Below are 19,894 nucleotides of genomic sequence, written 5' to 3' on the forward strand. Positions count from 1 at the left end.
GACTTAAGGCCTTGGACTCACGCTTAGAAGTCTAACGCCCAGAAGCCACTTTAATGTTGATGCCTACGTTTGGGGATCTTTGGGGTTGCTCTGTGAACCATGTCCATGGGTGGGACAAGGCGGTGCACTAATAGATCGATCGAGCCAACCCACGGCTTGCTGTAGGCGCAGTAATCCTTCTTCGGACTGATCATTGAGCAGAAACACAATTGCCGTAGCGGCTTGTTCTAATGCTCTAGCGCGACGATTAGCTTTGAGGCGGTGCCAGTCCCCAGAAGTAATGGTTAACTGCTCTACGAGTTGACGAGCAGTTTCGCGAGTGACTTCTGGTGGGGTGGATGGTTCAGAAACCTGAGTGGGAGGATGGGATGACATATTTGTTTCCTAATGTGCTTGAAGCTGATTGTAACGGGGGTATCCTAATTGTGTCAGGCTCAGGTATTTACCGAAATCCTGACTTTCACTGGGCTGATACAGAAATCCCTGTTACAATGCCCACTAGCGATTCCTGCGACGTTGGTGACTGCCAATATTGTTTTTTGATCTATAACTTTAACGATAGGGAGCCATTTGCTCGATGGCAGTATACCAAGCTTGTACTTGGAAACTTTAAATCGATGTTTTCAACTCCCACCTGGATGATTCCAGGTCAAAAACTGAGGTAAGACGGCGTTGCGGGAATAGCACCTCAATTTTTTAAAGGACAGAACCCCAGACGATCGTCTGGGGTTCTGTCCTTTTTTAGTAATGGGGGCGGAGGGACTTGAACCCTCACGACCTTACCGGTCAACGGATTTTCATTCTCCTACTGCTTTCGCAGCTACCAGATCTGGTTTTGAGAATTGGACTCTCCCTTTACCCGTGCTATGTTCCAAGTTAAAACTTGAAAGAGCGTGAGGGTAGCTCCCGTCGAGTCTCTGCACCTTCAAAGCAATCCAGCGGACTACTAGGCTTGGCTCAGGATTGCCTTGTCTGAAAGTTCAGATTTAGGTTTCCCTGAATTTGAGAGCATTCACTTACAAGATTTCTCCTGTAAGGCTCAGCTTTCTAAGTCCGTAGCGTCTACCATTCCGCCACGCCCCCTTATTGCTTGGACTACAATAGCACGGGATTATGACAAGTTTGCAAGTCGATATCTTTGAGCACCTAAAAACCTACCAATATATGCTCACATATTTAAAAAGCTAAAGTTGGTTCAAGTTTGCTAGAGGCTAAGTTAAAAGCGCTGAAAATCTGCTAGTTGTAAAAGTATGGGTGAGGATTGATATATTCAAAAGTGATAGCTCCACAGTTCCTTTCATGAATTTGACATATCCCTGCAGCTATGAGCCTTCAGTAAAGTTTGAGTCAGTGCCTAATTCAGTTACTTAGTGTCTACTGGGCTAGAGATGTTGTTGTGTGGAATTAATTCTCGAAAAAGTGATTGATACTTGCTTACAGCATGTTTGAGCTGATATTTACATAGAACAGCTTGTGCTGCTTTGTGTCCCATGTCATTACATAATTCTGAATCATTCATGATCTGGGTTAAGAGCTTAACCAATTGATCATCATCTTGAGGTGACACTAGCCAGCCAATCCCTTCTTCTTGAATGACCTGTGCTAATTCTGATTCGTTATCTGCGATCGCAATCAATGGCTTGCCCGCAGCCATTTGGTTGTACATCCGGCTTGGAACGGACACTCCAGTCATACCCGGTAAGAAGGAAATGATACCAACATCACAAGAATTCAGCGTCACATTTTTCTGCTCATGAGGCAAGTAAGATAACACCGTCACATTCGGTAAGTGCTGATCCTGTACCCTTGCTTCCACATCTTGTTTTTGAGCCCCGGCACCAATCAGCAAAAAGTGGATTTGAGGTTGTGTGTCAGATAAGGTTTCTGCCGCATCGAGTAAGATTTTCAAGTCATGGGTTCGCCCCATATTTCCCGCATACAGTACCACAAATTTATCCACTAAATTTAAGCGTTGTAATAGGGAATTGTTCTGCTTGTCGACAGGATAAATAATTTCGGTTTCAGCCCAATTAGGGATGCAGATCAGCTTCCCCTCTACGGGTTGGGTTAATTTAGTCTCCACTAGCTTTTGCATATCTCGCCCGAGAGTAATAATTCGGCTAGCCTGTCCATAAATCAGGCGATTGACCTCCTGCATCAGTCGGTAGACCAGAGATTGCGAATGGGCAAGCCCCGTGACGGATAATACCTCGGGGTAAACATCATGCACTAAGAGGACAAAATTACACCCCTTCAGGGTTTTCAATAACCAGGCCATTAAGGGCAATAGAGGTGGGTTCGTGACGACTAAGATCACATCACTGGCATGACACTGCCATAAGGCGGTGAAAAAGATTGAAATTGCACGGGTACAACCATTCACCAAACGCCCGGGGAGCCAATTCTTATTAAACGTTGTTCCACGGCATCGATGAATTTCCACCTCTTTCACAACAGTATTCTGGGCCAAGCTAGATGCTTGACTATCATATAAGGAAGCTCCAGTAAAGACAGTCACTGGGTAGTCTGTGACCAGCCCTTGAGCAATTGTGGTTAAAAAGTAGGCTGTTGAAGTCTTTTCTGGGTAAAACAGTTCCGTTAAAACTAAAATGCGTGCCATGGGCTAGGCTTAGATGAGCAAGGATTTCGACGTGCTAATTATTTTGAGAAACAGTTTGCAAATTACTCAGGGAAAATGGTGAACAACATGCCTCATTATGGGCTATCTAATTGCTGGAGCAAATCTTCCCATCGATTAATATGCTGTTGATAAGAAAATCGAGATTGGAAGAGATTTAAACCATTGACTGCCAATGTTATTCGCTTGATTTCATCATTAGCGATTTCAGTCACTGATTGAGCAATAGTTTGTGGTAAACAGTCGTTTAAAAAGTAAGCCGTTTGCTCATTAACTGTGCTAGGGATCTCACCAATACGAGACGTAAGAACTGCACAACCACTCGCTAAAGCTTCTAATATCACCAGTGGCTGAGCTTCAGTTTTGTATTGGCTAGGAAAAACAAAGACATGTGCTTGATGAAACAATTCTTGCTTTTGTAATCCAATCGCCCCATCAATCCACTGTAGACTGATTTGAGAAGATTGGTTGATCTCTTTAATTTGACTTTTTATCCAGTTCTGAGCTAGCTCAGGGTTAGAAAAACGAAGATTAGCATTGTCTGAAAATATGGTTTTTCCACATAAGATAAAGTTGAGCTTCCGATGAGTCTCTCTAGCTTCTTTAGATAGGATATAAGCTGCTTCAATAAACTGAATATATCCTTTTTCTTCAAGTAAATTACTGAGAAATAGTATATTGAGAGGCCGATTAAGTGTAAGTGTCTGTGTATGTTTTTGCTTGATTCTAGAAATATTTAAGCTATCAATTAAGCAAGTATTATCAGCCACAAATATTTTATTAGGAGTGATGCCTAGCTCTTTTAGCTGAGTCACTTGATTAGGACCTAATACTGATATAAGATTGGCAGAACCTGAAATCATACGCAAGAATTTGGCTTCTAAATCTTTATATTGCCAAGTCATGAAATTGCTTCCATGAAGCGAAATAATACCCGTCGTTTTGCGATTATTGAAAAAATACCTTAAAACGAATGGGATTCCTTCTCGCATCATTGAGAATTTGGTTTGGCCAAGTGATACATAAAGAATATACTCAGGCTTGAGCCGAAGTACCTGAAGCCAAGCATAGAGTAATACAGGAGTAGCATTTAGTATGCTGATTAATAATATATTTATTTTAATTCGTTGATTGGTGGTTTTGCGTTCAAGAGCAGGCAACCGGATTGAATGAACATTCCAATTCCGTTCTTGTAGACCTTTTATTACAATCTCGGAAGCCAATCTCTGGCCAGAACAATAGGTCCCATGAGCATAAAGTGCAGCGATGCTTGTTTGCTTATTGGAGCTACCTATTGGCCATTCAGATTGAGTCGTGTGTTTCGGCAAGAGATGTTTCATAATCAATTAAGCGTTTGCGAGCAATGGATTCCCAACTGAACATTTGTTTCATCTTTTGACTACCAATGTTTCCCAATTCGGCACGCTTATGGTGGTCTTTCAGTTGTAGCAATGTATCTACTAAACAATCTAAATTATTGATGTGATATACCAATCCATTGCCTTCAATATGATCAAAATATCCAATACCATCGCTTACGACAAGTGGTAATCCACAAGCAGCAGCATCAAGCATTGAAATGCTTTCATTTGTCGGCCAGACTCCTATATCAGCAGCACGATAGTACGTAGACAATTGATGGTACGGCATAAAATCTAAGATTTGGCAATTTGGATATTTTGAGATTTCACTTTTTTGTACACCATTACCTATAAAAAGCCCCACAAACTTTTGCCCCTGAGCCCGCAATCGCTCAATGGCTTGAGCAAGAATCAGTGCATTTTTAGTCTCAGTGAATTTGCCACTGTAAACACAAATGATGTCATCGGGAGAGAAACCCAACTTTTGGCGAGTTTCAATACGTTCTTGCTGCATATGAGGTGTATCCGTAGCAGGATAGAAAAAATCTGTATCTACCCCCAAAAACATGACTTCTACTTTCTGTTGCTGAACTCCAAAAAATTTCCAAGCTATCTCAGCACAGTCTTGATTCGGGCAATAGCATTTCTCTGTTACTAGGCTAGCCAGTCGACCAGGGATACTGCGTGTCAGGAAACAGCGCACTTTTGCGGGACTAATCGTTCGGTGTGGCATGCTAGCAAGCGGGAACGTACTGGAACTACGGTGATTACCTGTAAAGAGCTTATAGCCAAGCTTTGATTTTGCAAGCGCTAAATCTAATGGAATCCAACCAATGGGCACAGTAGTCTGCACAACATGGGGAGCTATATCCTTAAGCATTTGATACCACCCTTGCATTTGAAGGTGACCTACCACTCGCTTATATGGCAAAGTATGGACTGTAAACCCATCCAATTGTTCACTGGTTGCAGTAGAAGAGAGATTGACTAGATCAGGATACGTTTCTTCAAAGTCTTGGAGGTAGCTGTAACAAGGGAGTGTAGTGCTTACAACATGTACTTCGACGCCGAGCCGTGCTAAATACTTCGGTAAGACATTTTCGATGTATCCCATATTTTTTGTGAATGATTCGACCATCAATACAATTTTCATTGATTTTGCAATTCACGTTCACGTTTAAGTCCATGAGTCAGCTTAGTCGATATCCGCTGTCTAGCGCGATCTCACTCACTTCAAAGTATCTCTCAGAATTCTGAGAGACTGAAAATCTCCGTTATGAGTCTCTCAGAGATGTGGCTCTACCACTTGGCAAAAAGACAAAATTGTCAAAAGAGCACTATTTCAGAGTGTTGCCGGATCAAACGAAATCTTGTGGGTAATACCGGAATAATAGAATTACCTGCTTGTCCTGGCTTCATCATTTTTTATGTCTTTGAGATAGCCTTATGAGAAGGTGTTGTATCGCGAATAGATATACTCAATTATCTAATGTCGTATTTTGTTTTAGATTGAATTCTGCATGTAGGCAATAACCATAGTAGCTGTATAGATAGTATGCCCCTCCAAAAGATATCGAAAAAAATAATAAAACGACTGTCATATCATACATTTCAAGCATTTGGAATGGATGCAATCACTCGCATCAAAATTACCAAGAGAAATGATCTCCAAAAATTTGGGACTGATTATGGAGGTTGGGTAATTCCAACACGTCTAATTAATGAGCATTCAATTTGTTACTGTGTTGGCTGTGGAGAAGATATCTCATTTGATCTGAGCCTGATTGATCATTTTAATTGCGATGTTTATGGCTTTGATCCAACCCCGAGAGCCATTGAATATGTAAAAAGTGTTGTTGGCCAGAACCCTAAATACCATTTCTATAACGTCGGACTCTGGGATGCAGAAGATACATTAAAATTTTTTGTACCTAAAAACCCTACTCATGTTTCTCATTCACTTGTCAACCTCCAAAAAACAAATGAGCATATATTAATTAAAGTAAACAGGCTTGCTTCTCTTATGAAAGATCTCGGTCATGAGAAGATAGATCTTCTTAAAATTGATATTGAAGGAGCTGAGTACAAAGTTATTGAATCTATCATTGAAGATGGAATCAATATAAAAGTGATCTGTGTAGAATACGATGAATGTTCTAATCCGCTTGATTCAAACTATAAGGATAGAGTTCAAACATCGGTGAATCATCTTCTATACAATGGTTACTCATTAGTATTTGTTCAAGATAATGGTAATTATGTTTTTGTTAAAAGTATCTAAGTCAAAAGCATGTTAGTTAAGTAGAATTGTGCTACTTAACTAACATGTATGAAGAGTAACATTGAAAGAATTTTTCATGTTACAAATAATGTGATTCGATAATTTTGTTGAATAGTAATTTTTTATTAATAGTCTAAAGTTAAGCTTTAGACTATTGACATCATTTGAAAGCTTAGCTCCATGCTATTCCAATTCCACCGCCTGGATACCAGTGTTTTTTAGGCTTTTCTTTAAAGAAAATAAATTTTCGATTGGTATTCATAGCAAACCTTTGAAGCTTGTCAGTTTCATGAGAGTTATCTCCGAGAATAACTGACTTGAGAGATAGCTTCTCTTGAATTACCTTATATTCTTCCATCTCATAATCAGCAGAGTGATCACTATCATTGATAAAAAGATCTATTGATTCTGATAGTAATTGGAGTGACTCAATTGAATCCCCATATAATATTTTCCCGACTTGATCATAAGGAGAAGTAAACAAAAATCCTGCATCAGGATTTATATCAGTGCCGTAGTATTGACCAGAATGTCCTTCGGCTTGATTACGCAATAGAGCAGAACATATTACACAGCTTCCTAAGCCTTTATCAATACCAGTTTCAATAACAACTTTTGGCTTTAAGATCCGTACGAAAGCATACCAGCCAATGCGCCGTCCGTACTGTACATTTGCATCAGAGCTATTTCTATCAAGACTATTTCCTTGACAGATTGAAGTTTTTATAAGCTCTCTGAGATCTATATCTTGTTCAATCTCTTCAAAGTAGCTTAATACTTTGTTGGTATCGACTTGGGTTATTAGAGAAATAATTGAAGCTAGCTGTAAGCGATTATTAGAATCTAAACCATAGGTGAAATTTGTTACTTCTTTTGATGTTGCTAACCATATGAGTATCCGCTTAAGTTGCGGTAGCTGATAAGCCATAGATACTCTAATTCGTAGCAGAAATATTGAGGGCTTAATTAAGGGAGATGAAAAAAGAAGTTTCTTGAACTGTTGCTTTGTAAGCATAGTGCGGTTAATTCATACCATTGCTAGTCATAACAATAAATGAGAAGGATTGACCATGAAAGCACAACAATCCATTGGGTAACATGGAGTTGAGATTGAGCGGAAAAGCATAGGCTTATCGTATTTGATAAGTTACATGTTCCTTCCATAATATTGTTGTCTTGAAGTCATGCTCTTGAGTAATAAAATTAGGTGATGATTGCAATATATGCGTAATGAAGAATGCTTGTGATTGTTTGCGTTACCAGAGTCTTTTTGATGAATTGCTACTTAACTATCTAGTTAGAACGATTGTCATCAATATAGCGATTGTTTTTATCTCAGCTTATTTCAGCATACTCTAAGTTAGCGAACATAATTATGCTATTGTCACTGCACGCTATCGATGAGCGTAGGGTGATAAAGCCTCTCTTAAATCTTTCAAAATACTATCTTGAAGTTTGATGAATTAATTGTTTTTGTTGAAGCCTTTAGTCTCAGTGAAATAAGGACTTCTGCATATAAGAGTAGAATGATAAGTCCATAGAGAAGTTGCCCATCTTGGAAATAGATTTAAGCTAATCTCTTTAATATAATATTGAGCTATACCTTTTCTATCGCCAGCATATCTATACATTGTTTTTGATATATTACTAACTTGCTGTCCTAGAACTTGAAATTGACAAGTTTGTATCAAGCGCCTAATTGTTTTCGTATTGTAGTAATTGATATGGCCAACTTTATCAGGCACAAAATCTTTGGATAGACGAATGTTGTCTTCAAGGGGAACTTCAATACATACATGTTGGGCAACACGGGCAATTTCATAAAGTAGTTGACGTGGAAATTCTACATGCTCTAATACATGGGTTAGGATTACAAGATCAAATGTTTGGTTATCATACGGAATTTTATAACCATCAAATTGTTGACATTCGACGAGATTAGGAATTTGACGCCTCTCAATAACCGTAACACCAGAAGCTGATAGTTCTAGTCCATACAGATGATCTCCAAATTGTCGATTACTCAATTCCTGTAAGATTGCACCATCGCCAGCTCCAACTTCTAAAATTGTGCAATGAGGAAGAACATCACATAATTGAATAATATTATTGACTTTGTCAGTAGCACCTAGCTTTCTCCATTCTAGTTCGCCTTCTTTATAGTATTCATCGTAATTCTCTTTGAGGGACTTGGAAGGAGTAAAATTTTGCATAATTTATGACTTGAGGCTTGTTGTTTTCTGAATTTTAAATTGATGGTTTAAGCGATTTTGGGATTTTCTTTTTGTTCTTCTTAAGGGAACTAAATCGTCGTAACATTAGATAAAAAATAAAATTTAGACCTAAGCCAAAAGAAAATAATGTTGTCAGAAAATTGCCTTCTGACAGGAAGAAGGTTGACATGGACAAGGCGATATAAGTTCCCAAGACGCTCGGTGTTTTGTGCGACCCGATAAACCACTGATGATAGTAAGATAGCAGGCTAACTATAAGAATTGATTGTAAGACTACTCCAAAATAGCTGAAATCAGCCCAGGCTGCCCCAATAAATGCAGCATTCCATGTTCCAGTTGCATCAGTAATGTCACTAAACAAAAAATAGCCACGAATCACGCGTCCTGGATCGAGCACCACATCATTGTCAGTAAAGATATTAGTGAATGAAGAGCTAGCGCCATTTAAGTGAGGAAAAATGTCAGGATATACATGGAAGTGCAATTGCAAAGTTCGTGATACTTCTCCACTTAGTCGATTTGCAACTGCCATTAAACCTTCTTGGTAGGTAATACCAGGGTACTGAACCATATATTGAAAAGGGAGCAGAATAAATATTAGCAATAGTGCAATGCCGATGAATCGTTTTCCAACTTTAGTCGTTAATGATATGGTTATATGACCTGTTGAAAAGAGCCAGCAAAGAAATAACCCCAATAGAATCAGAATTACACCACCTTTCTGACCTGAAATTAAATTTAGTAAAAATGTTATACAAAAGATAGCCCAAAAAAGCGGGGTATATTTTGTATTTATTTTTCGAATAAAAAATAAGATATATAGACATAAGGGTAATGCTGTAAATCTAAATGTACTGGCTATTCTTAGAAGTACTCCATTATTCGCATTTGCTCCAAAGGAAACTCGTGCTGCTTTATACGTTTCTGCTGTAATGTCACCAGTTAAGAAATAATCAATAAAATCAGGTCTCCATAGCAGCCAGAATGTAAAAATAGCAACGAAAATTGCAAAAAATGGAAAAATATCTCTGACATCCTTCCGTTTTTTTGTCGCTAGCTTGAGAAGATCCTGCTTGAATTCTTTCCGACTGAGCTTTCTTTTTCCAAAGAATGGACGTGAGATAATTATTCCCACAACGAAACTGATATACATTAACACTAATGAAGCTAACCATCTCAGGATTACCTGGTCAGAGAGTTGAAGCCCCATTTGTCGATAAGTAATATCGACATTAAAAGGTATCATTATTCCATGCTTTAGAAAGAAGGCATAGAAAAATATAGTGAAAATGCTTAATCTAGAAAAGCAGCTAGTTAGCTTTTCTAATAGGTACCCGATGATGAATAAAAATAAATACCAACTTATTATAAATCCTATATTCATATGACTTAGTTTGTATTTTTAAAAAATCAACAATATAATGACTAATATCTAACAAATCCTAAGACACTAAAATCTGTTGGTAAAGGTCTTTCTCTTCACTAGTTGTTAAATGGCTGTTATGCCATAGAAGTGTGAAGTTTCCTGAGAATAGATGGCATGTCATCTTCATCGAGTTTATGGCCTTGAATGCTTCACCACTTGATATTTTTAAGTTCATAGACTTCTCTTGTAAAACAGTGGCTTCCATCACAATTAAGGGACGTTCGTATAGCTGTAAAGATTGACTTGTCAATAGGTTAAATACAGGAAATTCAAAACAAGTTCCACACCGAAAACCAATATGTTCAGCAAAGCTTAAAGTCGTATCGTAGTCTAGTCCAGAATTATTGAGGTTTTGCCAAGTTTTTGGCGTACTCCATCTCAGGCAATGTTGTCGCCCTCCCCATTGTTTTTGGGTGATATGTTCTTCTGCACAAATAGTCTTTAAAATATCGACTTCTTGTTGAGTTTGGGGCTGGTCTTGATAGGTATTGAAGCTTGTATGCAAACCAATTTCATGGCCTCGCTGATGAATTTCGGATAGTAAAGAGCGCATGACTGGATGAGATAAGTCATAATCTCCATCAATGGGGTGACAGGTGTGGTCTGCAATAAAGTAAAATGCGCTTTTCAGTCCCTGTTGTTCACTAACTTGCATAATAAAATCAAACACGTTGCAAGGATCAGACTTGAGATTACCCTGTTTGACTGATAACCAAGATTGAATACTTTTTGCTAATGCCCTAGGACTTTTACGACGGACTATATCTCCGACACACCGCTTGAGTAAACGCTGTGGCCCAGAGAAGGCATAGCGAAAGGGCTCATCCACATCATGACTAACATAGATCTGGAAGCTATGATGCCGTCGCTCAAGTCTTGGCCACAATAGCAGCATACAATGCCAGAGAATCTCGATATATTCATTGACAATGGGGCGCACAAGAAAGTTCTCTTGATAGGCCAGTGATGCTGAGGCTGGAAAACGATTATGTATATCCCGCTCGGGTTTTACGACCTCTTCGTACCGCGTCAGCATAAAAAATGTAGAACCGAATATATCTAACCCCACATATACCTGGTCTTCAGATTGATTTAGAAAGTATGGATTTTCTGGATCATCCCCAAAAATAATAGGTATATCCGTGTGAACTAACCGTGGACTTAGGGTGGTGTTACCTAAATCCCATATTTCAAGAGGCTGTTTTGGTAGGGAAGTAGGTGTTAACCATAAGTGCTTTGGTGTAGAGAAAAGAGTGTCTGCGATGACTAACTGCCGATGATCTCTAGCCGTAATGATTACATTGGAGTGGGAGTGTTTTTGAAGTTGGACTTGAAATCCCAGAAACTCTTCAAAAAGGACCCGGACGATGTATGTTCGCTCTGCCCAATAGGAATCGGGCATCTCAATTTGAAGTGTTGGTTTAGACACGACTGACTTTGGATTTGTGACCGAGTGAGTTGAAGCAATTCATGCATCAGTGTTCTCAACTGCTTCAATAATTGATTTTACAGACTGTAACTCAGCGATTTGTTCATCATCAAACTGAACATCAAATTCTTCTTCAATCGCTAGAACTAAGTTGATATGTTTCATGGATTCCCATTGTTCAACGGATTCTGGTGAAGAGTCTATGTTGAGCTTATCGGTTGGAACATTGAGGATGGTTGAGATGACTTGAATAACCCGAACTTGTGTTGTTGTTCCAGGCATTGACGTTAGCCTCCTTTAGCTACCTGAGAGATGATTTCACCAACAAAACGGCTTGCAGGCACGTCTTGACAATGGATAAGGTCTAAATGATACCGTCCAGCAGACTGTTCAGTGAAACTGCGATCGCAATAAAATGATTGGACCTGCATGTTCTTTTGTGTGGGCTGATACTGTCCCTCAATGGTCTGGCACTCTCGATGTGTTACGAGTTTGAGGATCTCATGCAAAAATGCATCTTCGACATGTCTGCCTAACACTCGGCAAGACAACAACAGCGAATCAATTACTGCGTGAGCATCTTGATAGATAACAATGCAGACTCCTACAATACCGTAGACGCCAAACTTATCTTTCAACTGTAGGTACAAAACATCAGATGTTGAGCAACTGATGAAACCTGCAATATCTGCTTCAGAATACCGTTGGGTAGTCAAGTTGAATTGATTTGTTTTTTGAGTCAACTGTGCAACCCGTGGCATAGAGAACTCATCTGCGAAAGAGATCTCAGCAACCATTTCTAAAGATTCATGGTATTGGGTGATGCTCATGAACTGTTTTTGAGCTTGGGCTCGCTGCTGGGCAGCAGAGTACATGGCTCCACGGTCTAAGTCTTCTTGAGTTAGGGCTAGCGTATCAAACCAACCACAGCTCGATAACATCTGACGGTATTCTGTAGACCGTTTACGAGGTAAGTGGATGGTTTCTACTTCGGGAAGCAGTTGTCGAACAAGATTCACTTCAAATTCGCTATCGTCTACAAATACTAAGCTATCAAGTCCTATGTTTAATTCCTGCGCGATTTGGTGGAGATTGTGGGCTTTGTCATCCCAATTAATTTGGGCACAGGCAATATGAGATTCTTGCAAGACCATGTCAGGGTGATTATGAAATACATCCCATACCTCGGCTTCGTTATTCTTACTACACAAGGCAATCAAAATACCTCGATGGTAGAGGTTGAGAATTGCTTGCTGAAATTCGTAGAAGCAAGATCCAGGATAAGAATTGGCGCTTAATTTTATGCCAGCTAAACCATCTTCACCAATCACACCGCCCCATAGGGTGTTATCACAGTCCAGGACCAGACATTTTTTGTTTTGTCCTTTTAAGGCCCGAATATACTTAAATACTTCAGTTGCTATCTCGCCTAGTGCCTGTCTCGTATAGGGCGATCTGCCGATATGCCAGTAGCGATAGTCAAAGTAATGATGACTACCTAGCCGAGCAAGGGATAAATCTAAATCAACGAAATAACTATTCTCTTGCCCAAGCAAGAGGCTGTGAATAGCAGCATTTAATCGTTGTATAGTAGCGGTTTGCCCCGTCTGTCTTTGCAGGTCTAGGATTCCCCAGCTTGGATAAAGTGGACGTTCAAAACCCATCCATAAGATCATGGCTGTGGTTTGACGACGAAGTCCTTGAATAATAGTTTGCGCATACTCCAGAATTCGTTCGCATTCTGAATCTATCTCTTTAGCGGTCAATGTGGGGAAACATTGGGCCAAATGGGCGGATAAAACTTCTAATTTGAGAAAAACGAGAACACAATCTGTTTGACTATTGAAGAGTTGGGAATTATTTGCGATCGCATCTTGGATACTGCTGTCATATCCCCCCCACTGCACCTGGGCAGCGAAGCCCATTTGATAAGCCCAGTAGGCAAGATACGGTTCGATGGGCTCAACAGTGATGTTCCGAACAACAGAGATATTCAGCTCAGGCTGATTTTCCACCGATACCTGATTTAGAAAATTCTGAATCTCAGCAAACGTCAACATCATCTTTAAGCCGTACATTCTAGAATTTCAACCAGGCCAAATCCGTGTATCTGATAAAAAGACACATTCTGAAAATTGAATAAAATGGCAGGTTTGGGGGGTGAGATCGTAATTATGCGGTGTTCTTGACGAAGCTTATCAATCGTTTGTTCCACATTCTCACTGACATAGCAGAGGTGGTAAATGATCTGAGCATAATCTGTTAACCACTCATCTAAGGGACCCGGAGAATCGGTGGGATAGATCAACTCTATATCAGGCATTGATGAATGCTCACCCATCCTCAAATTGACATTCTGCAACTCATCATAAGTTTCAGGACCAATTTGATAATCTAAATCTCTCAAGAAGTGAATGGCTTTTTGAGGCTTACGGACGGCCAGACCAAAATGGTGGAACTCCAAGCCAAATGGGTTAGAACTAATCATCGACTTTGCCAAGGATAAGAGCGATATTAATAGGCAGCTTGTCCTGTTCAGATTGAGCTAAGGTCGTTGATTGGTAAGGAATCAACAATTGGTGCTTGATATATAAACCACTGGCTTGAACTATGTCTGCAATTTGTTGCGCATGCCCAAATAAATAGATATGGTCAATGGCAGGAGAATTAATACAGGTCGTGACATGGATATGTGAGGTGTTGTGGGTCAACGCAGCAATCTTTTTCAAGAATTTTTGCGGTTGCTCTACATGCTCTAGTACTTCACCCATGACCACTGCATCATATTGATCATTGGGTTCCCAAGCTAGAAAATCGCATTCTTTGATACTGTAGTTTTCAAACTGACCAAAATAACGGCTAGAAAGAATTTTTTGAGTAAGAAACACACTTGTAGGACTAATATCAACGCCTAAGAACTCTTCATACTGAGAACTTTGCATGGCCTCCATCATGTGAAATCCATGTCCTGGACCAATTTCCAAATATCGCCCAGACTGTGTTTTTGGCAGCATCTCCTTGAAAAAATGTTTCATTTGAGCATGATTGGACCATAAAAAAGTTGTTATAGCCAAGCCATACATATACATGCTCATGTACTCTTCATTTCGATACACTAAAGATTCAACTTCAGCATAAGACGAATACTTGTAATGACCATGGCGCTTAAAGTAGAGCTGCTGTGTAAAAGTATCTTTAACAATTAAGTCATAACATTCAGCTAAGTACCCTAATGTTAACTGTTGATCCAGACAATAATTGAGGTATTGAATGAAAACCTGAGTGTCGCTTTGTGAAAGAGCTTTCACTGAATCTGCTAAGAAATTGCTTTGGAGTTTGTTAATCCTCAATATTTCTTGAATAAGCTCATCAATCAAGGGAGCTGATAAACGTTTTGTTGAATGCATATAAAATTCCTTTTTATTGCTTTTATAATGGACAATAGATATTCGAATAACAGAATCTTTGAGTTAATTTGTCAAAGCTATAAATGCTTCATTAAGATCCATGCACTTTTATTCAGCCTGTCTGGGTTTTTATGGTTTTTCGCAATAGCTTCTTGATCGCTTTTGATATGTTAAATGTTAATGAACCTGTATCCCAAACGGTGATTTCTTTAGCTGTATAGATATTAACTGCAGCATCGAAGAAATCTTGCATTTTAAATGTGAATAACTTGATTCCTGATTGAGTAAATGCTTGTGAGTTGGAGATGTCTAGTAAGCTGAAATAATAGATAGGGTCATAACCTCCTTTGGGGAAAGTTGCAGGGTTTCGCATATATGTACTGACTAACTGCTCACACCCATCAGATAACTTCACTGTGAATTCCTCTGGATCTTCGTAATAGATTTTATGCTTAAACTTATCTTTGAAGTGGTCTTCAATCATATGACATGGCGTAAATGCTTCAAATCCAACGCCAATTCCTAAATATTTTGCTCCATCCCCCATGATCTGATAGTAAGGAGACAGAGGACCAAAGGGGTAAGGAGATTGATGGTGATTGCCAGAGAATAGCTGAGCTTTCTGGCCATATGAAATAGTACTAAATATAGGATTTAGACTGCGCACGGAGCCTTTTTTTCTTCGAAGTATTTCAGCCATCATGCCGGACTCAGTAGCTGTTTTTTTAATATTAAAAACTTTAGTTTTTTCTGATATTTGATCGCGATCAATAGGAAAGCATAGCGTCATTAATGTGCTGTCTTCTCCTAGATAAGTTATGAGATCTTTAAGTAGAGATTTAATAGGAACTAACTTGCCAGTCTTTAGATAGATTTGGTCTTGAGAGTACATCAAGAATAGAGAATCTCCAGGATTAATACCAATCCTCTCTAAACTTTTTAAAAAATCACCCGAGTTATAGTTAGTATATTTCTTAGCTAAAAAAGGACGAAGAAATCTCAGGCGGAATTTTGCGATCGATTGCTTAGAAAATCTTCGGGCTAATGCTTGTATATAGCTCATCACACTACCCTGTTTTACCTACATTAACCTGCATCCAGAGTCTTGTGATTTGCACAGCTAAAGGAATAGCTCATGATGCCACTGACCAAATATAAAATACAAAACGCTATAGAAAATAGTAAAACTGATGACTCATCACTCTTAAAAATGGTATATCCTATCCAGATTGAGCCAATAGAAAGAATAAATCTGACGACCTGCCATAGCAGATCCAATTCTTGCTTCTCTGCAATAATAAACATTGAACAAAGAGGGATAGTAATAAATTGGCAAAAAAGCATTGGTGATAGCAGACGAGCATAAATACCAGCTTGAACCCACGCTTTGCCAAAAAATAAGGTAAACAAGTAAGGACTAGCAATTAGAAAAACAGCAAAAGGGATAACAGCGATTAGAAGAAGGTACTTAAATGTCTTTAAAAAAAGTTGACTGCACTCGCCTTCATTGATGTATTGCTTAGAGGCTGCCTCGCGAAAAACATCACTAATCGCATTGCCAATTAATGACATTGGTAGAGCAATTACGCGAAATGTTAGTGAGTAAAAACCAGAGAATGCAGGGCCATACAAACTTTGAAATAGCATGATTGGCATATTCCCAGATATTGCATTCATCATATGCCCTAATAATAAGAATTTTGGGAATTTAATATGCCGCCGAGCTTGTTGCTTGATGCGATCAAGGTTGATATCAACTCCCTCTGAATGCTTATGCAAGAAGGTGAGCATTTGATAGACAGCATATACAACCCCTATAAGCTGTCCAAATACATAGCCCATCACTAAACCAAAATCGGACACTTGATATAAAGCGAGTTGAGTCGTGACTACAGATAGAGATAATGCCACCTTGTTGAAGGTGATAGTTTTATATAATTTGACGCGATTAAACCAATAGTATGTCGATTGATAAGCAGCTAGTAAAAATATTGAAATTGGTAATAGGCGTAAGTAAACACTTAAGTTTTTTAGGGTAATAATGCTTGAGATTGGAGCGCTGAACCAATAAAAAAATATCCAAAGTAATGAGCAAAAAATGGCAGAAAGACTAATGCATAGTACAACAATATTTAGAGCGTCGTTATCATCTTCAGGTAAGATGATGGACTGCTCATAACGCCCAGTCGCAGGGATGGCCATGATAATTGAGAGAGACATGAAGAGGGCCAGCCCACCAAATGTCTCTGGAGAATAAACTCGGGTCAGAACTGGAGACAAAATCACTGGAATGGCTTGTGCTAAAGCAGTCCCTGTCATTAATGTGAAAACATTACGCAGGAAGGGTATGTTCGTGAGTTTCTGACTACGCTTCAGCAAAATTCTCGCCTGGTTCTGGATTGCCTACCCTAAATAAAAGTTTTGGATAGTTTTGATAATTAAGCTTTGAGTGTCAGGTTGTAGCTCTGGCCAAATGGGTAAACTTAGGACTTCTTGCGTATATTGACTACTCACTTCAAACACATCGTACTGGCCTAGATAAACAGGTAGCTGATCTTGAGGTACGGGGTAATATACCATCGACCCAATCTCATGGTCAGCTAAATACTGCTTGAGTGCATCACGCTTTTGATCTAAGACACGAATCGTATACTGATGGAAAACATGACCTTCAACAATCTGTGGTGTAATAATTCCAGGTAAATTCGCTAAGCCATCATTGTAAGTTTGAGCAACTTGACGACGCCCTTGATTCCAGTTGTCTATATGGGGCAATTTAACCCGTAGAATGGCAGCCTGAATAGAATCAAGGCGAGAGTTATATCCCAAGACCTCATTGTGGTACTTCTTCAATGCACCATGGACTCGTAGCATCCTAGCTTTTTCAGCAATGGCATCATCATTAGTGGTAATGAGACCTCCGTCACCATAAGCTCCTAAATTTTTGGATGGGAAAAATGAATATGCCCCAACATCCCCAATTGTTCCTACTGCTTTATCGCGAAGGTGGTCAACCTTCGTTGGGACACCTGATGGCTCATTCCTAACTTCACTTCCCCAATAGTGGGCTCCAAATGCCTGTGCACAATCCTCTATTACTTTCAGCTGATATTTCTTGGCAACTTCCATAATGGTTGCCATAGCTGCTGGATGGCCGTACAGATGCACTGGCAAAATTGCCCTAGTCTTTGGGGTTACTTTAGCTTCGATTTGATGAGCATTCAAATTAAAAGTGTGGGGATCAATATCAACGAAGATGGGTTTGGCGCCCACATTGCTAATTGATTCGGCGGTGGCAAAAAACGAAAAAGGGGTAGTGATAACTTCATCTTCTACTCCTATGCCAGAAGCTTTGAGACCAATGACTAAAGCATCAGTTCCCGAGTTGACACCGATTGCATGTTTGACACCAAGGTAAGTGGCAACTTCTTGTTCGAATTGTTTGACCTCCGGCCCCATAATGAAAGCGCCTGATTCCAGGACCCGATCAAGGGCAGTATGGATATCAGCTTTGATGCTGGCATATTGGGGTTTAAGATCAAGAATAGGAATTTTCATACCTGGGCACTAGAGTTTGCGGACTTCTATTTCAGAGACTTTTTGATATCGGGTACCTGCTGAGTCTACAGCATAGCCATTGTTGTCGAATTCTAAAACATCTCCATAGGCACTCATCCAACCGATAAGGCGAGCTGGAATGCCAGCAACCATGCCGTAGGCAGGAATATCTTTGGTTACCACTGCTCCAGCGGCAACGAACGCCCCTTCGTGTAAGGTCACACCACAGACAATAGTGGCATTGGCACCAATACTGACTCCTCGTTTAACTAACGTTTTGTGGTAGTCAGCACTGGTATTACGAGGAAACTCACAACGGGGTGTTTTAACGTTGGTAAACACCATGCTGGGCCCACAAAACACATAGTCTTCTAAGATGACACCTTCATATAGAGAGACATTGTTCTGAATTTTGCATTGATCACCGACGATGACATGGTTTGCTACCGTCACATTTTGACCTAATACACAGTTTCGGCCAATTTTGGTTTTGCCATAGACATGACAAAAGTGCCAAATTTTAGTGTTGGTACCAATCTGTGCACCTTCATCGATATAGGAAGATTCATGAGCGAAAAAGTCACGTTTCTCCAGAGTTGGCTCAGCCACGCATTGCCTCCTGAGCCTTTTCTAAAATCTCTACTACTGCAACACCATTCCAACCATTTGATCTCGGTTGCTGGCGTGTGTCCAGACAGTCAAGAAAATGCTCGCATTCTAACTTGAGAGGCTGAGTTGTGGCGACATCGGCGATCCAAGATCCTGTATCTACGTTTTGAAGATTTGAGCCAATAGATTTTTCGTAAACGGTGACTTGCTGTGTAACTTCGTCATAGACCAGCATTTGTCGTTCGGCGAGGATGGTGGTGCATCGCTGTAATAACGGATGATACCAAGAGGCATGAATATGAGCAGTTTGGCCATTCTCAAAGACCAAATCGACATGAACATTATCCTCAACATGGGATTGCACCATAGCATGACCACTCGCTTGTATGGATTGGAGTTTAGGATTACCCAGTAAATCCAGCACAACAGAGACGTCATGGGGAGCAAAGGACCACCAAACGTTCTCTTCAGAGCGGGCTCTGCCCAGTTTGGCCCGTTGAGCCATGACATGGAGTACTTTACCTGCTTTACCGCTGGATATATAGTCTCGCATCCATGCGATCGCAGGTTGATACAGCAATAAATGTCCCACCATTAAAATGCGATCATGTTGATCGGCATATTTAGCCAACTCAATCGCATCTTGCGTATTCAGGGTCATTGGTTTTTCGATAAATACATCTTTACCGGCAGCTAAAGCCGCTTTTGCCAACGAATAATGGGTAGGGGCTGGTGTTGCAAACACAATGGCTGAAATATCAGTATCTAAAACGTCGCGATAGTCAGTATATACCTGAAGATCCGGATAGCTATCTGCTATCGCCTGACGCAAATCTGAACTCATCTCAGCCACTCCGGCTAAGGCATTGAGCTCATGAAAATTCTTCACTAGGTTCTTACCCCAGTTTCCTGCACCGACGACAACAACTTTGTTCATAGAGAGACTAACGA

Annotated in this window: 18 protein-coding genes and 1 other RNA gene; 2 read left to right on the top strand and 17 right to left on the bottom strand. The window is 39.9% G+C overall.

What is annotated here, in order from left to right; genetic code table 11:
* Nucleotides 1-63: 63 nt before the first annotated feature.
* On the bottom strand, nt 64-375 hold the full coding sequence (locus tag I1H34_RS02295) for a DUF6439 family protein (protein WP_212664163.1): 312 nt from the start codon (nt 373-375) through the stop codon (nt 64-66).
* A 127-nt stretch (nt 376-502) separates the two neighbouring features.
* On the opposite strand from I1H34_RS02295, the gene ssrS reads away from it, so the two are divergent.
* Nucleotides 503-685: non-coding RNA, 6S RNA (ssrS, locus tag I1H34_RS02300), on the top strand.
* A 678-nt stretch (nt 686-1,363) separates the two neighbouring features.
* Here the strand turns inward: ssrS and I1H34_RS02305 are convergent.
* From I1H34_RS02305 to I1H34_RS02315, 3 genes are all read right to left on the bottom strand, one after another.
* Nucleotides 1,364-2,620 carry a glycosyltransferase family 4 protein gene (locus I1H34_RS02305; protein WP_212664164.1) on the bottom strand — a complete coding sequence of 419 codons (1,257 nt, stop codon included), beginning with the start codon at nt 2,618-2,620 and terminating at the stop codon, nt 1,364-1,366.
* 95 nt (nt 2,621-2,715) lie between these two features.
* Complete coding sequence (locus I1H34_RS02310) at nt 2,716-3,978, bottom strand: glycosyltransferase family 4 protein (protein WP_212664165.1); 1,263 nt, start codon at nt 3,976-3,978, stop codon at nt 2,716-2,718.
* Entirely contained in the window at nt 3,941-5,152 is a 1,212-nt protein-coding gene (locus I1H34_RS02315) for a glycosyltransferase family 4 protein (protein WP_212664166.1), read from the bottom strand. Before I1H34_RS02315 ends, I1H34_RS02310 begins: the two co-directional genes overlap by 38 nt.
* A 471-nt stretch (nt 5,153-5,623) precedes the next feature.
* On the opposite strand from I1H34_RS02315, the gene I1H34_RS02320 reads away from it, so the two are divergent.
* A complete protein-coding gene (locus tag I1H34_RS02320; RefSeq protein ID WP_212664167.1) occupies nt 5,624-6,280 on the top strand; it encodes an FkbM family methyltransferase in 657 nt (218 codons plus the stop codon).
* 172 nt (nt 6,281-6,452) lie between these two features.
* On the opposite strand, the gene I1H34_RS02325 is transcribed toward I1H34_RS02320, so the two are convergent.
* From I1H34_RS02325 to I1H34_RS02385, 13 genes are all read right to left on the bottom strand, one after another.
* On the bottom strand, nt 6,453-7,208 hold the full coding sequence (locus tag I1H34_RS02325; RefSeq protein ID WP_212664168.1) for a class I SAM-dependent methyltransferase: 756 nt from the start codon (nt 7,206-7,208) through the stop codon (nt 6,453-6,455).
* A 535-nt stretch (nt 7,209-7,743) separates the two neighbouring features.
* Nucleotides 7,744-8,493: a class I SAM-dependent methyltransferase gene (locus tag I1H34_RS02330; protein ID WP_212664169.1), complete on the bottom strand. Its 750-nt coding sequence runs from the start codon at nt 8,491-8,493 to the stop codon at nt 7,744-7,746.
* Between the two features lie 34 nt (nt 8,494-8,527).
* Entirely contained in the window at nt 8,528-9,760 is a 1,233-nt protein-coding gene (locus I1H34_RS02335) for an oligosaccharide repeat unit polymerase (RefSeq protein ID WP_212664170.1), read from the bottom strand.
* A 196-nt stretch (nt 9,761-9,956) separates the two neighbouring features.
* Nucleotides 9,957-11,369: a polysaccharide deacetylase family protein gene (locus tag I1H34_RS02340; protein ID WP_249369723.1), complete on the bottom strand. Its 1,413-nt coding sequence runs from the start codon at nt 11,367-11,369 to the stop codon at nt 9,957-9,959.
* Between the two features lie 39 nt (nt 11,370-11,408).
* Nucleotides 11,409-11,651 (bottom strand): acyl carrier protein, encoded by a 243-nt coding sequence (locus I1H34_RS02345; RefSeq protein WP_212664171.1) that lies wholly within the window; start codon nt 11,649-11,651, stop codon nt 11,409-11,411.
* 5 nt (nt 11,652-11,656) lie between these two features.
* Nucleotides 11,657-13,432, bottom strand: a complete 1,776-nt coding sequence (locus tag I1H34_RS02350; protein ID WP_212664172.1) for an HAD-IIIC family phosphatase — start codon at nt 13,430-13,432, stop codon at nt 11,657-11,659.
* Between the two features lie 2 nt (nt 13,433-13,434).
* Nucleotides 13,435-13,857 (bottom strand): VOC family protein, encoded by a 423-nt coding sequence (locus tag I1H34_RS02355; protein ID WP_212664173.1) that lies wholly within the window; start codon nt 13,855-13,857, stop codon nt 13,435-13,437.
* On the bottom strand, nt 13,850-14,776 hold the full coding sequence (locus I1H34_RS02360) for a class I SAM-dependent methyltransferase (protein WP_212664174.1): 927 nt from the start codon (nt 14,774-14,776) through the stop codon (nt 13,850-13,852). The genes I1H34_RS02355 and I1H34_RS02360 overlap by 8 nt, the downstream gene beginning before the upstream one ends.
* 112 nt (nt 14,777-14,888) lie before the next feature.
* Nucleotides 14,889-15,839 (bottom strand): AAC(3) family N-acetyltransferase, encoded by a 951-nt coding sequence (locus tag I1H34_RS02365; RefSeq protein ID WP_212664175.1) that lies wholly within the window; start codon nt 15,837-15,839, stop codon nt 14,889-14,891.
* A 23-nt stretch (nt 15,840-15,862) separates the two neighbouring features.
* Nucleotides 15,863-17,095, bottom strand: a complete 1,233-nt coding sequence (locus I1H34_RS02370) for a lipopolysaccharide biosynthesis protein (RefSeq protein ID WP_212664176.1) — start codon at nt 17,093-17,095, stop codon at nt 15,863-15,865.
* 84 nt (nt 17,096-17,179) lie between these two features.
* Nucleotides 17,180-18,334, bottom strand: coding sequence for a DegT/DnrJ/EryC1/StrS family aminotransferase (locus I1H34_RS02375; RefSeq protein ID WP_212664177.1), 1,155 nt, complete (start codon nt 18,332-18,334; stop codon nt 17,180-17,182).
* A 9-nt stretch (nt 18,335-18,343) separates the two neighbouring features.
* Nucleotides 18,344-18,943, bottom strand: coding sequence for an acyltransferase (locus I1H34_RS02380; protein ID WP_249369725.1), 600 nt, complete (start codon nt 18,941-18,943; stop codon nt 18,344-18,346).
* Nucleotides 18,936-19,880 carry a Gfo/Idh/MocA family protein gene (locus I1H34_RS02385; RefSeq protein ID WP_212664178.1) on the bottom strand — a complete coding sequence of 315 codons (945 nt, stop codon included), beginning with the start codon at nt 19,878-19,880 and terminating at the stop codon, nt 18,936-18,938. Before I1H34_RS02385 ends, I1H34_RS02380 begins: the two co-directional genes overlap by 8 nt.
* Between the last annotated feature and the right edge of the window lie 14 nt (nt 19,881-19,894).

The organism is Acaryochloris marina S15, from assembly GCF_018336915.1.
In the GTDB taxonomy this organism is placed as follows: domain Bacteria; phylum Cyanobacteriota; class Cyanobacteriia; order Thermosynechococcales; family Thermosynechococcaceae; genus Acaryochloris; species Acaryochloris marina_A.